Genomic DNA, 13,424 nt, shown 5'->3' with positions numbered 1-13,424 from the left:
TGACGCTGCCCCTTCAACGGCACCTGCCCGCCAAAGTTCCGGCTTCAATCGATCACGATCTGGCTCCCGGGGCCGGCCTCGCATAGACTTGCGCCGAGGAGAATCCGCCCCATGCCGACTTCGCTTTATCCGGCCGATTTCTACGCCAATCGCCGGGCCCACACCGCCCATGCCGCCAGCCGCATCTTTGCCGCCCTGCCCGAAAAGCTCCTGCGCAATCGCGTCGCCGATATCGGCTGCGGCACCGGCACTTTTCTCGTCGCCTCGGGCGCCAGCTATCAGTTCGGCATCGAGGGCGACTGGGTAAAGCCCGACATGCTCGATGCTCCCAACATCGTCTTCGAAAGCCGCGATCTCGAGCAGCGTTTTGCCGGCCCTGAGGTCGACCTCGTCCTCTCGCTCGAAGTCGCCGAACACCTCACCCCCGAGCGTGCCGAAAGTTTCGTCGCCGACCTCGTGGGCATGGCCCCGGCAGTGCTCTTCTCCGCCGCCATCCCCGGCCAGGGCGGCGTCGGCCATCTCAACGAGCAATGGCAAAGCTATTGGGCCGCGCACTTCGCCGCCCATGGCCGAAAACCCTATGACGTGCTGCGCGACAAGATCTGGACCGATGAAGCTGTCCTCGCCTGGTATCGCCAAAACGCGATTTTGTTCCTGGATGACGCGACGGCGGATTCGCTTGGATTAAGCCCTAGCGATCCGGCTCTGCTCGATCGTGTGCACCCAGCCTTCTGGGCCCGGGCCAATCGCGAACTCAAATACGCGAATGCCCTGCCAGAGTCCGAAGTGCTGCGGCGTCAAGCACAGCAACAGCAGTAGCTAGGGCCTCTCCCACCTTCGTCATTGCCGGGCTTGTCCCGGCAATCCATCTCGCCTCCGCATGGACCACCGGGACAAGCCCGGTGGTGACGAAGGACGGCAGAGTACGGGAAGGAGCGGCTCCTACCGCGCCGCCCAAAGTAACCCACGCTTCAAAATCGTCCGCACCTGCGGAATTTCCAGTTCGTCCGCCGTGTGCCCGAGCGAGGAGTAAAACACCCGCCCCTGGTCATGCATGGTCGTAAACACCACCGGCATCACCACATCCTTGCGCCAGGGATGAAACTCCCCCGAAAACACGGTCGTCGCCAACACCTCAACCGCCGGATCATAGTTGAGATAATACTGCTCCGAGGTGTGCTCAAAACTCTCAATCCCCACCATGATCGGATGATCCGACCGCGTCACGTCCACCGTGTAGGTGATGATATTGCCCGGATGCTGCACCCAATAGACGCTGGCGGCATAGCGGAAGGGCACACTGGCGCGGAACGTCGTCGCCAGCCCCATGTGATAGCCCGCCAACCCCGTCCCCGACCGAATGGCGGCGATGAGATTGTTCATCTTCTCCGGCGCCAGCGTGCCATCGGTAATCACCGGCACGACGAGGTCATTGCTGCCGACATCCTCCGCGCCGAGCGCCTCATAATCCGGCGTCACGGTAACGGCAAAGCCCTCTTCCTCGAGCAATTGCCGGACGACATTGGCGCCACGCTCCGGCGTATGCAATTCCATGCCGCCCCAGACGACGAGTGCTTTTTTAGTCATATCTCGGTCCCTTCTGTTCCTCGCCCCCTCGGGGAGAGGTGGCTCGGCCGCAGGCCGAGTCGGTGAGGGGGATATCGCCGCTCACACTGAAGCCCCCTCATCCGGCGCTACGCGCCACCTTCTCCCCAATGGGGAGAAGAATAAGAGTCATAATCCTAACCCCACCGCCTCTGTGCGATGCACACCCTTGGGCACAAAACCAAAGGCATCTTCAATGCCAAGGAGCTTGGCCGAAAGATGCACCACCGAGAGCCACATTTCCGTGCCCTGCAAGCCCGGCACCTGCCCATCGGCAAAGGCAAATCCCCTGCCCTCAATCCAGCGCTCCCCCGCCCGCGCGATAATCGCCCGGGCAATCTGTTCCGCCTCCGCCCGCCGATGATCTGTCTGCTGCAGACACAGCAGCAGCGGATGAATGGTGTCGAGCAGGTTACAGGCCGTATAAGTCCGCTCCGAAAACCCACCATAGTTGCGATAGTTAAGCAGCACGGAGTCGATCGCCGCTTCAGGCTGCGGCACGGCAATGCCGAACTGGGCATAGGTGCCGCGCGTCAGCCGGTAAAATCCATTGACCGGCTGCAACAGCCCTTCGGCCGCCGTCTGCGAACCCCAAAGCCCCGTGCCGCGATCCTGCTTCATTGCCAGCCAGCCAAACAGCGTCTCGCGCGACGTGCCGGTCGCAAAATACCGCGCATTGAAATAGAGCGCCGTGCCGATGGCATCCACCGCCGCTCCCGCGCCCCAGGCCCGCTCGCGCCAGGGCAGGCTTTCGAGCCAGAGCCGCAATTCGGTCGCCGGAATTTCCACCGCCTCGACCCGATGCAGCGGCTGCCCGCCCAAAACCTCGATCGCGTAACCGGTGGAGAGCACATTATAGAGTGCCAGCCCATCATCGCGCTGGGCCGTGCCCGGCTTGGGTGGTTGGAATGGATCGGGGAACAACCCGGTTACCCTATCCTGCACCGCCTGCAACCGCGCCAACGTCGCCGGCACATCAAGCCCCGGCGGCAATTGGCCGAACGAGGTCGCAATCTCGATGGCGTCGCAGAGATGCCGATTGCTTTTCCGCGCCTGATTATCGTTCTCGCGCGACACATAGTCCGCGCCGTCAAAATTCTCGGCCAGCACGTCGCGCCATTGTTTCGCGACCCGATCCCCCAGCGCCTCAAGCTGTTTTCGCGCCTCGTCCTTGCGGCCCCGCCCACGGAAACGCAGCACTTTTGCCGGCACGCCGCCGACAATAGCCATATCAGGCACATCCTTGCTGACCACGGCCCCCGCGGCAATCACCGCCCCGCGCCCAATCGTGACCCCATCGACGATAACCGCATTGGCCCCGATCCACACATCGTCCTCTATGGTGATGCCCAGGCTCTCATGCTTCTGGAGATAAATCGGCACATCGGGATCGTCATAGCCGTGATTGAACCCGACGAGCGAAGCATGGCTCGCAATCCGTACCCCGTCTCCGCAACGCACTTTCCCCGAAATCATCGCATAGGGATTGACTGTGCAGTGTGCCCCGAATTCGACATCGCCGCGCACCAGCGCATGCCCACCAATCCAGCTCTGCTCGCCCAAAACCAGATGCGTCGTAAAAATAGCCGCATCCGCCGCCACATAGGCGCTTGGTGCAAAGCTCGCCCCCGCCCGCAGCGCCAGCTCCGCCTGCCGCGCGCGGTGTTCGGAACTGTCGATATCTTCGGGCTTCCGATCCCAGGTGAGGAACTGCAGCCGGGCGTTCCACCAGGCCCCCTCACCCGTCTCGCCCTGCGGGCGATCCACCCTCTCCCCGATGGGGAGAGGAATAGAGGCTGTCGCCGGCTCATTCTTCTCCCCATCGGGGAGAAGGTGGTGCGCAGCGCCGGATGAGGGGGAGCTTTCGTCCATCACGCCAGCCTCTCCAACAATTCCGGCTGCACTTCATAGAGCATGGGCTTGCCCTCGATGAAGCGCTCGATTTCCTCCGCCGCCATCAACCCCAGCCGCAGCCGCTCGGTGCCGATTGCGCCCGCCACATGCGGCGTCAGAAACACATTGGGCAACGTAAAGAGCGGCGAATCCACTGGCGGAATTTCCGGATCGGTCACGTCAATGACACCAAAAATCCGCCCGGTCTGCAATTCGGCAACCAGTGCCGCCTCGTCGATCAGCGCCCCGCGCGCCGTATTGATGAAGGTCGCGCCATCCTTCATCAGCTTCAATTGCCGCGCCCCGATCATCCCCCGTGTCGAGGGTAGGGACGGCGCATGGATGGAAACCACGTCCGACCGCGCCATCAGCGCATCGAGCTCCACCAGCTCAACCCCGGCCAGGTCCGGGTCGCCCGGCTGCACGAAGGGATCATAGAGCAGCACGGAAAAATCGAAATTGCGCAGCAGTTCGATCACCCGCCGCCCGATGCGCGAAGCCCCGACAATGCCAACCGTCCGCCGAAAGTTGCCGATTTCGCTATCCCCCAGCGCATAGCTCGAACGACGGCTGGGATCGGCACGATAAAGGTCGCGCAGGGTAAAGATGTGCTTGGCCGAAAAGAGGATGGAAGCCAGCGTGAATTCCGACACCGGTACGGCATTGGCCTCGGCCGAATGCGTCACACGGATACCGGCCACATAGGCGGCCGGATCAACAGTGAATTTCACCGTGCCCGCCGCATGGGCGATGAGCTTCAAGTTCGGCGCAGCGCGCAAAACTTCCGGCGTGATCATCGGGCAGCCCCAGCCGGTGACGAGGATTTCGGTATCGCCCAACAGGCGCCGCGCTGCCGGATCGTCAAAATTCTCGACCGGCTCGCGCTGCAAGAGGTCGCAGCTCTGTTCGAGGCGGTCGATTGTTGCGGTATCGAAGACGTGCCGCGTCTTGTCCGCCGCCATGGCAAAGAGAAGTTTGGGACGCATCAGTTCCGCTCCGGCACCAATATGGCTGACACATCGACACCTTCGCGGGCAAAGAGCGCTTCCAGCGCCGCAAGGTCAGGCGCGTGCGGGGGAGCCGCCAGCGCGGCCTCCGCCTCCGAGCCCGCCGGCAATGCCATGGCTGCCGTCACCAGTACCGTGGTCCCGGCGGGGATATCTCCGAGTAATTGCGGCACGATGGATTTCGAGGCGATCAGGTTCGTATTGGGCAGTGCCCGGAATGCCCTACCCTGCCGCTTGCCGCCGAGATCGAGAATAGCGCTGACATCGGTCGTGCTCTTGGCCACGCCGCGTCCGGGTTCGTCGATATAGGTATCGGCATTGAGATCGGCCCGCGCAATGGCAAAGCCGCCCTCGGTCGCGTGCAGGGCGCGCGGCGTCGTGATGCGATGGACGCGCACATGCCAGTGATGGGCCGGAACGAGCCAGGTCTCGACATCAACGTCGGCCCATGGTTTCCAGCGCGCAAAGAGCACATTCTCGGCGATCTGGGCGACCTCGTTGCCCTCGCGCACGCGGTAGTGCAGTCCGTCATCGGTAAAGGCCAGCATGCCGTCGAACGCGCCGCTGTCGTAGTCGCGGTCATCCGCCTCCACCGAGAAGCCATAGCGCGAGGAATAGACGAACTTGCTATATTTCTCGGCGCCCTGGCGCATATGCCAGGTCTTGCGGCCGAACCGAACCTGCTGCCCGCTCGACAAAGCCACCACATTGCCCTTGGTGTGCTGCATCACCATGCCCGGATGTTTGAGCGGCACAGGCTTGGCGTGGAAATCGGCCTCGACCTCTTCCGCCGTCCAGAAGGGATGGTCGGCCGGCAAGGCCAGCGGCAGGAAGGCTTTCAGCGCCCAGTAAGGCGAACCGGCGGAGTTGTAGCTCTCCGACATGAAGAGATTGGGATAGCCATAGCCGATGGAAAGCACACCATCGCGATCGGCAATCGGCAACTTGCTCCACCAGCGCAAGTGCCGCAGGAAGTGCCCCTTGACCACGCCCCAGGGCAGTGCCTCGACATCGGCGAAGGCCAGCGCGCCCCAGAACCCGGCGCAGGCAAAGCGATAGGTCAGGCTGCGCCCGAAGGCCAGCGTACCGCCATCCTCGTCGAACCAGTGCTGAATATCCCCGGCGAAGAGCCGTGCCCGCTCCTTGTAATCGGCCACCCGCTTCTCGTCCCCATTGGCGAGCTTGGCGTAGATCAGCCCATAAAAATGCATGGCGAAGGGAATGTAATGGTCGAGGCGCCGGACATCGCCGTCACGATACCACCCATCCCCGAGATAGAAGCCCTCAAGCTCCTTGAGGTAGGCATCGGTATAGGAGCGGTCGAATTCGACCCCGCACTGTTCGAGCCCGAGATCGACCAGAATGCGGAAGAACTTCCAGTTATTGTCCGCATAGTTGAACTGGCGCGCATTTTTGAGATAGGCCGCAAGATTATCCTTGGCCTTTTGCGGCAGCGGGTCCCACACGAGATGGGGCAGCATTTTTAAGGTGAACCCGATGGCCGCCAGTTCCACCTGCCGCTGGTCCTGTCCCTTGAGCGTGCCCCAATATTCGGGGTGCTCGGGATCGGTACCATTGGCGAGGCCCTGGCGATAAAGCTCCCAATGGTCGAAGTCGCCACCGCCCGCGGCCAGCGGTGTCAGGCCCCAGAGCGGCCGGGCGAAACCTTCAAGGTCCGCCGCCGCCCGGTCGAAATGCGCGCCGGCCCCATCGAGCCGCACGCGTGCCCCCCCTTCGGAGAAGTAAGGGAGCAGGGGCGCAAAGAGATCACGAAGCCCCTTTTCGACATCGTCGCGGGTCTTGAGAGGATTGCCAAAAAGTGGATTGGCTGTGGCCGGATCATAAGTCATTTCAAGCAAAGACCTTTTGCGGCGCCTCGTAGGCGCCCTGGAGATTGAGTTTTTCGGCAAAGTGACAGGCGGCCATTTGGGCCGTGCCGTTGATCGGGCGCAGCACCGGCTTTTCAGCCCGGCACTTGTCCTCGGCATACTTGCAGCGCGTGTGGAACGGGCAGCCCTGCGGCCGGTTGCCCAGATACGGGATTTCGCCCTTCAGTTCCTTGTTCCGCCCCTTGCGCCGGCTCGGGTCCGCAATGGGCAGCGCCTCAAGCAACATTTCCGTATAGGGATGCCGCGGACGTTCGAACAGCAACTCGGTCGGTGACGTCTCGACCACATGGCCGAGATACATCACCACCACCCGGTCGGCGATGTAGTTCACCACGCCAAGATCGTGGCTGATGAAGATATAGGTCAGCCCGAACTCTTCCTTGAGATCGTCGAGCAGGTTCAGCACCTGCGCCTGGATCGACACGTCGAGCGCCGACACCGCCTCGTCGGCAATCACCAGTTTCGGATCGAGCACCAGCGCCCGGGCAATGCCGATGCGTTGCCGCTGCCCGCCCGAAAAGGCATGCGGATAGCGCCCGATCGCGTCGGCAGGAATACCCACCTTGGCGAGCGTGGATACCACCCGCTCCTCCAGCTCCCGCCCCTTGCAGATGCGATGCACCCTGAGCGGCTCGGCGACGATATCGAACACCCGCATATTGGGATTAAGCGAGCTCATGGGATCCTGAAAGATCATGCGGATATCCCGCCGCCATGGCTTTATCGCCCGCTTGTCGAGCGCAGTCAGTTCGACCTTCTGCCCGCCCTCCTGGTGATAGAAGACCTTGCCCTCGGTCACAGGCTGCGCCTTGATGATGCAGCGCCCGAGCGTGGTCTTGCCGCAGCCGCTCTCGCCCACGATGGCCAGGGTCTCCCCCGCCTCCACCGTCAGGCTGATATCGTTGAGCGCCACCAGGTCCCGGCTCTTTTTGAAGAGCCCGCCACCAAGCGTATAGACTTTTGAGAGATTTTCGACGGAAAGCAGCGTCGTCATGCGAGCGCCTCCTCTTTCGTATGCGTGAGGAGATGGCAACGCGCCATATGGCCTTCGCTGACCTGCGTCCGCTCTGGCCGCGTCCCGGCACAGGGCCCAAAGGCATGTGGGCAGCGGCTGGTGAACGAGCAGCCAACCGGCCGATCCTTTGGCGAAGGCACCGTGCCCTTGATCGGCCGCAGCCGCACGCGATCAGCCTTGCGCTGCAATTGCGGCACCGAATTCATCAGCGCCTGCGTATAGGGATGCTTTGGGGCCTTGAAGACTTCAAACACATCCCCCTGCTCCACCACGTCGCCGAGATACATCACCGCAATATCGTCGGCGATTTCGGCCACGACCCCGAGGTCATGGGTGATGAACAGCATGGCCATGCCGAAATCGTCCTGGAGCTGCCGCAACAGGTCCAGAATCTGCGCCTGCGTCGTCACGTCGAGCGCCGTCGTCGGCTCGTCGGCAATTAGCAGTTTGGGCGTACAAGCCAGCGCCATGGCGATCATGGCACGCTGCCTGAGGCCGCCCGAAAGCTCGAACGGATAGGCATTGGCCCGATCCCGTGCCCCCGGCACGCCCACCTGGTCGAGTAGTGCAATGGTCCGCTCCCGCGCCTGCTTGGGCGTCAACCGCTCATGCAGCATGGTGATCTCGTCGATCTGGTTGCCGATGGTGTGCACCGGCGACAGCGAACTCATCGGCTCCTGAAAGATCATCGAAATCTGCGCGCCGCGAATGGAGCGCATCGCCGTGCTGTCGGGTTTCAGTCTGGCGATATCGACCTGCCCGTCGCGCCCGTCATAGACAATCTCGCCGGTGCGAATATCGGCATTCTTGTCGAGGAGCCGCAGCACGGCCCGCGCCGTCACCGACTTCCCGCAGCCGCTTTCACCCACCAGAGCCAGCGTCTTGCCCGGCGTCAGCGTCAGGTCCACCTGCCGCACCGCCTCGATATCGGGCTCGTCCGGCGAGGTGAAGACGATGGACATGTCATTGATGGAAAGGAGGGGCTTGGTCATGCTGCGCGCTCCGGATGAATTAACAGAATCCCCCTCATCCGGCGCTGCGCGCCACCTTCTCCCCGATGGGGAGAAGAATAAGAAGGGGGCACCATTCCTCTCCCCATCGGGGAGAGGGTGGATCGGGCAAAGCCCGAGACGGGTGAGGGGGATGTCGAGGCAGGTACAATCATCTCAACGCCCATGAGGATCAGCGGCGTCACGAAGGCCGTCCCCGAAGAAGTTGAGCGAGAGAATAACCATCACCACGCAGACACCTGGCGCGAGCAGCCACGGCGCCGTCGCCAGCGTGCGGATATTCTGCGCTTCCTGCAGCAGCGTGCCCCAGCTCACGATCGGCGGCTGCAGCCCGAGGCCGAGGAAGCTCAGCGCCGTCTCCGCCAGGATCATGCCCGGAATTGCCAGTGTCGCCGCCGCAATGATGTGGCTGGTGAAGCTCGGCACCATATGCCGCGTAACGATGCGCCAGTCGCTGGCCCCATCGAGCTGCGCCGCGGTCACAAAATCCTCGGTCCTCAATGACAGGAACCGCCCACGCACCACACGCGCCAGCTCGGTCCAGCCGATAAGGGACAAGATAATCGTGATGGCAAAGTAGGTTTGCAGCGCAGACCAATCTTTCGGCAGCGCCGCGGCGAGCCCGAGCCAGAGCGGAATGGTCGGCATGGAGCGAATGAATTCGACGACGCGCATAACCGTGCTATCGAACCAGCCGCCATAATAGCCGGCAAACCCACCGATCACGATGCCGAAGAAGAGGCTCAGCGTCACACCGGCAAGACCGATGGAGAGCGAAATGCGCGTGCCGTGGATGAGACGGCTCAGCATGTCGCGGCCGAGCCGGTCGGCGCCCAGCACATAGAAGGGATCGCGCGGATTCTCGACGCCCATGAACTTTATCGACATCGGAATGAACCCGGCGAGATAATAGGGTTTTGAGGGCGCGAAGAACTGCACCGGAATGATCTCTTCCGGATCAATCACGAAACTGCGGCGCATGGCCTTGGGATCAACTTCGGTCTTGTAGCCGTTCACATGCGGCTGAAACGCCCAGCCACCATCCTCGGTCGAAACGATGAACTGCAATCCCTGCGGCGGCGCATAGGTATAGCGCGCGCTATAGGCCGAAGGATCGGTCGGCGCGAGGAACTCGGCAAAGGCCGCCACCAGATAGAAAAACACAACGATCCACAGGCTGACCACGGCCAGCTGGTGGCGCTTGAAGCGCCGCCACATCAGGGCCAGTTGCGATTCCCGCTTGAGCTTCTTCGGCGCGACGAGTTCGGCCGGGGCAATCGTATCGACGGCCATGTCACTTACTCCCATAGCGAATTCGGGGGTCGATCCAGGCCAACAAGAGGTCCGAGATCAGGGTGCCGATGACGGTGAGCACGCCGAGTAGCATGATGATCGCGCCTGCCAGATACATGTCCTGCGAGGTCAACGAACGCAGCAGCAGCGGCCCGGCAGTCGGCAGGTTGAGCACCACCGAGACGATCACCGAACTCGACACCAGCGCCGGCAGCAGCCAGCCGATGGTCGACACCAGCGGATTGAGCGCCACGCGCACGGGATATTTGAGGACGACCTTCCATTCCGGCAGGCCCTTTGCACGGGCCGTCGTCACATAAGGCTTCTTGAGCTCATCGAGCAGATTGGCGCGGAGGATACGGATCAATTCGGCCGTACCGGCCGTCGCCAGAACCAGGATCGGCGCCCAGGCATGGGACAGGAAATCCCAGATGCGCGGCAGGCTCCAGCGTGCATTCTCGAATTCGGACGAGAACAGCCCGCCGATCGTCGTGCCAAACCAGACGAAGCTGAGATACATCAGCAGCAGCGCCAACAGAAAATTCGGGATCGCAAGGCCGATGAAGCCGGCAATAGTCGCGAGATAGTCGCCCAGCGAATATTTCTTCACCGCCACATAGATGCCGATGGGCAGGGCGATGAACCACATGACGAGGACAGCAAGACCCTCAACGAGAATGGAATTGCCGAGGCGCCCCCAGATCAGGGTCGTCACCGGCGCCTTCCACTCAAAGCTCTGGCCGAAATCGCCACGGAACAGGATGCCCGAGAACCACTTCCAGTATTGGACGATATAGGGCTCGCCAAAACCATACTGCACGCGCAGCGCCTCGATCACCGCAGGATCAACACGATCGCCATTGGCGCTGAGGGTCGCGAGATAAGTGGTGAGATAATCGCCCGGCGGCAGCTGGATAATGGCGAAAGCCACGAAGCTGACAGCCCAGAGCGTAAGAACCATGGCGATGAGACGCCGGAAAACGAAACGCAGCATAGGGCGTCTCCTATTGTAACAAACTCTGTCCCTGCCCTCGCCCCTTGAGGGAGAGGGACAGGATTTTCGCGTTCAGCGAAAATCCAGGGTGAGGGGCTTCGAACCGTCCTCTGGCAAATCGCTCCGGTGGAGCGATTTGAGGTGAGAAGGCCATGAGAGCTAAGCTCGAATGGCCCTCCGCAGAGGAGCCTGTTATTAGATCGCCTACGGAGAGCGAGGCCGGCATCGCGCCATTCGAGCATAGCTCTCATGGCCTGCTTGTCTTGGAAGGCTCCACCGGAGCCTTCCATCGGCAGAGCCGACCGGCTGCGCAGTCCCCCCGCGGCCCTGGGGAGGGGTCGCGAGGGGCCGGGAGGGATCCTATTCCTGGGCGAAATACCACTGGAACGGATCATAGGGAGCCGGGGTCGGGAACAGGTATGCGTGCAGCATCGGTTCGGCGATGTTCCGCATATTGTTCTTGGCGATGTAGTAGCCATTGCCGGGCAGGCTGACGCCGATCACCGGGAAGTTCTCCTTGGAGATGGCAAGGATCTGCTTCATCAGTTCGTTGCGCGCTTCCGGGCTGCCTTCGCTGCGCAGCTTGTTGAGCAGGTCCATCTGTTCCTTGGCCCAGTCAGCCGGCTCTTCGGCGATTTCCGGACGCGAACCCTGGAACCACTGTGCCCAGCGATAGGCCCAGACCGATTCATCGTTTGCGGGCAGGTAGTAGCGCGGCTCCTGGATCACATCGAGACCACCGTCGCCCTGCCAGATCTGGGCGTCATAGTCGCCGGTCGGGCGCTTTTCGTAGTAGAGCGTGCGGTCGATATTGTTGAGTTCGATATCGAGGCCACCGGCTTCGAGCTGGAGCTGCAGCAGTTCCATCATGTCAACCCATTCCGAACGGAACGAGGAGATCATGTCGATGGTGATCTTGAGCGGAGCGCCGTCGGCAAAGGTATAGAAGTCGCCACTCTTAACGAGGCCCGCTGCTTCGAACGCAGCCGCGGCCGCATCGGGGTCGAACTCGGTATATTGCTTGGCCATTTCCTCGTCATAGAACGGGGATTCCGGACGCGGCGCGGCCTGGTAGGGTTCACCCTGGCCGGTGAAGATCACGTCGATGATTTCGGGGCGGTCGATCAGGTGGCTGACCCCAATACGGAAGTCCTTGTTCTGGAACAGTTCGCGACGCTTCTCGTCCACATGGTTCATGTTGAACTGCAACATGAGCGTGTTCATGGTCGAGGGAATGTTTTCGCCCAGGCGATAGTCGCCGGCTTCCTGCCCATCGAAAAAGATCGGCTGGTTGGCGACGGTGGCAATATGGCGATCCTGGAAGTCGATCTCACCATTGAGCGCCATGAGCGTGATTTCTTCAAGCGAGTCCGAAACACGCATTTCGAGCCGGTCGATATAGGGAAGCTGATTGCCCTCGGTATCGACCTTCCAATAGTAGGGATTGCGCACGAACGTGGTGCGGGTCGCGTCGCCGGTCAGCGGCTCCTCGATCATCCAGGCATTCATGAAGGGCAGTTCGGGATTGGCGAAGCGGATGGTTTCCGTCGCCCAGGAGCAGCGATTGCCCATCCACAGTTCCCAGGTCTCAAAACCGGCAGCCTTGGCTTCCTCGGCCGCATTCGGATTGTATTTGGGGTAGAACTGGCTGCAATAATCCTTGCTGAGTGACACCAGCGTCAGGCCGTTGATGCTGGCCAATTCGTCCATGATCACGCCATTGGGCTTTTCGAAGACCAGGCTGAACGAGGTGTCATCGATGACTTCCACCGACACCGGATTGTTCGGGTTCTTGATGAAAGTGCCGGCGCCATAGGTCGGCTCGCTCATCAGTTCGACCGCGAAGGCAATGTCGGCACTGGTAAAGGGCGTGCCATTGTTCCACTTCAACCCTTCACGCAGCTTGAACGTAAAAGTGCGGGAATCTTCGCTGACTTCCCAGCTTTCGGCCAGGTTCGGAATGATTTCTTTCCATTCGCGGTCATAGCGAACGAGGCCGTCATAGGCGACGGTGCGGCCGATCCAGGCATTGTCGAGGCCGCCGCGCAGGGCGCTGTGCCAGGTGCCGCCATAGGTGCCGACGCTTTCGACCGGCGTGATGACAAGCGGATTGGCCGGCAGACGCTCGGCTACAGGCGGCAATTCACCGCTGGCAACGGCCGCGTCGAGCACGGGCGATTGCTGCTGCGCCAATACCGGCCCAGCCGCGGCCATCATGGCCGCAATGGCCACGGCTCCGGTCAAGCCAAGAGAAAAGTACTTTCCCATACATAGTCCTCCCATTTCCGGGGTCATCCCCGGCAATCACATTCAGCCGGCCGCTTCCTCGGCAGCTCGGCCACGATTGTATTCCGCCCAAAGGACGGCACTCCCGCTCAGGCGAGCGGCGAGATAGCGACGACAGAGCTCACGCTCCGGCAGTGATGCCGGAAGGCGAATGCCTTGCCCAAGTCTCGATTTCCGGGATGCGACCAAGCAGTGAACGGCCGGGCTTCGGATGCTGCCAAGAGCACCCCCTGCACCAGTTCCGCATGCCACTGCAAAAGAGTCACCAATTCCCCTCCCAGGTTACGCTCGATGCCAACAGTCTGCTAACCGGCAGCTGCCTTATGTGTCACCGAACGAATGCAACGCTATGCACAATCTTGCGCAAATTCAAGTAATTTGCGCATTTCATGCAAATTACGCAATATTGCGGGAATTGCATTGCAGAACGAG

Annotated in this window: 10 protein-coding genes; 1 reads left to right on the top strand and 9 read right to left on the bottom strand. The window is 61.6% G+C overall.

The genetic code is table 11. From position 1 onward, the window contains the following. The first annotated feature begins 111 nt into the window (after positions 1–111). Positions 112–819, top strand: coding sequence for a class I SAM-dependent methyltransferase (locus J7557_RS00285; RefSeq protein ID WP_291416196.1), 708 nt, complete (start codon positions 112–114; stop codon positions 817–819). A gap of 123 nt (positions 820–942) precedes the next feature. On the opposite strand, the gene J7557_RS00280 is transcribed toward J7557_RS00285, so the two are convergent. The 9 genes from J7557_RS00280 to J7557_RS00240 all read right to left on the bottom strand — a co-directional run bounded on the left by J7557_RS00280 (position 943) and on the right by J7557_RS00240 (position 12,974). Further along, entirely contained in the window at positions 943–1,587 is a 645-nt protein-coding gene (locus J7557_RS00280) for a ThuA domain-containing protein (protein ID WP_291416194.1), read from the bottom strand. A 147-nt stretch (positions 1,588–1,734) separates the two neighbouring features. Continuing rightward, positions 1,735–3,477 carry a DapH/DapD/GlmU-related protein gene (locus tag J7557_RS00275; RefSeq protein ID WP_291418238.1) on the bottom strand — a complete coding sequence of 581 codons (1,743 nt, stop codon included), beginning with the start codon at positions 3,475–3,477 and terminating at the stop codon, positions 1,735–1,737. After that, on the bottom strand, positions 3,477–4,487 hold the full coding sequence (locus tag J7557_RS00270) for a hydroxyacid dehydrogenase (RefSeq protein WP_291418236.1): 1,011 nt from the start codon (positions 4,485–4,487) through the stop codon (positions 3,477–3,479). The genes J7557_RS00275 and J7557_RS00270 overlap by 1 nt, the downstream gene beginning before the upstream one ends. Next, entirely contained in the window at positions 4,484–6,355 is a 1,872-nt protein-coding gene (locus tag J7557_RS00265) for a DUF2264 domain-containing protein (protein WP_291416193.1), read from the bottom strand. Before J7557_RS00265 ends, J7557_RS00270 begins: the two co-directional genes overlap by 4 nt. 1 nt (position 6,356) lies before the next feature. Continuing rightward, positions 6,357–7,388, bottom strand: coding sequence for an ABC transporter ATP-binding protein (locus J7557_RS00260; RefSeq protein ID WP_291416191.1), 1,032 nt, complete (start codon positions 7,386–7,388; stop codon positions 6,357–6,359). Then, positions 7,385–8,401, bottom strand: a complete 1,017-nt coding sequence (locus J7557_RS00255; protein ID WP_291416189.1) for an ABC transporter ATP-binding protein — start codon at positions 8,399–8,401, stop codon at positions 7,385–7,387. The genes J7557_RS00260 and J7557_RS00255 overlap by 4 nt, the downstream gene beginning before the upstream one ends. A gap of 174 nt (positions 8,402–8,575) precedes the next feature. Then, positions 8,576–9,712, bottom strand: coding sequence for an ABC transporter permease (locus J7557_RS00250; RefSeq protein ID WP_291416187.1), 1,137 nt, complete (start codon positions 9,710–9,712; stop codon positions 8,576–8,578). A gap of 1 nt (position 9,713) precedes the next feature. Beyond that, on the bottom strand, positions 9,714–10,706 hold the full coding sequence (locus tag J7557_RS00245) for an ABC transporter permease (protein WP_291416185.1): 993 nt from the start codon (positions 10,704–10,706) through the stop codon (positions 9,714–9,716). Positions 10,707–11,066: 360 nt separating this feature from the next. Beyond that, positions 11,067–12,974: an ABC transporter substrate-binding protein gene (locus J7557_RS00240; RefSeq protein WP_291416183.1), complete on the bottom strand. Its 1,908-nt coding sequence runs from the start codon at positions 12,972–12,974 to the stop codon at positions 11,067–11,069. Positions 12,975–13,424: the final 450 nt, after the last annotated feature.

The organism is Devosia sp. (genome assembly GCF_017744655.1).
GTDB lineage: Bacteria > Pseudomonadota > Alphaproteobacteria > Rhizobiales > Devosiaceae > Devosia.
Note: the sequence above shows the minus strand (reverse complement) of the source record. Positions and strands in the feature narration are given on the sequence as shown.

Bases quoted from the DNA above. Each gene is read 5' to 3' on its own strand.
- J7557_RS00240 (WP_291416183.1), bottom strand. From the start codon at position 12,974: ATGGGAAAGTACTTTTCTCTTGGCTTGACCGGAGCCGTGGCCATTGCG.
- J7557_RS00245 (WP_291416185.1), bottom strand. From the start codon at position 10,706: ATGCTGCGTTTCGTTTTCCGGCGTCTCATCGCCATGGTTCTTACGCTC.
- J7557_RS00250 (WP_291416187.1), bottom strand. From the start codon at position 9,712: ATGGCCGTCGATACGATTGCCCCGGCCGAACTCGTCGCGCCGAAGAAG.
- J7557_RS00285 (WP_291416196.1), top strand. From the start codon at position 112: ATGCCGACTTCGCTTTATCCGGCCGATTTCTACGCCAATCGCCGGGCC.
- J7557_RS00265 (WP_291416193.1), bottom strand. From the start codon at position 6,355: ATGACTTATGATCCGGCCACAGCCAATCCACTTTTTGGCAATCCTCTC.
- J7557_RS00255 (WP_291416189.1), bottom strand. From the start codon at position 8,401: ATGACCAAGCCCCTCCTTTCCATCAATGACATGTCCATCGTCTTCACC.
- J7557_RS00260 (WP_291416191.1), bottom strand. From the start codon at position 7,388: ATGACGACGCTGCTTTCCGTCGAAAATCTCTCAAAAGTCTATACGCTT.
- J7557_RS00275 (WP_291418238.1), bottom strand. From the start codon at position 3,477: ATGGACGAAAGCTCCCCCTCATCCGGCGCTGCGCACCACCTTCTCCCC.
- J7557_RS00280 (WP_291416194.1), bottom strand. From the start codon at position 1,587: ATGACTAAAAAAGCACTCGTCGTCTGGGGCGGCATGGAATTGCATACG.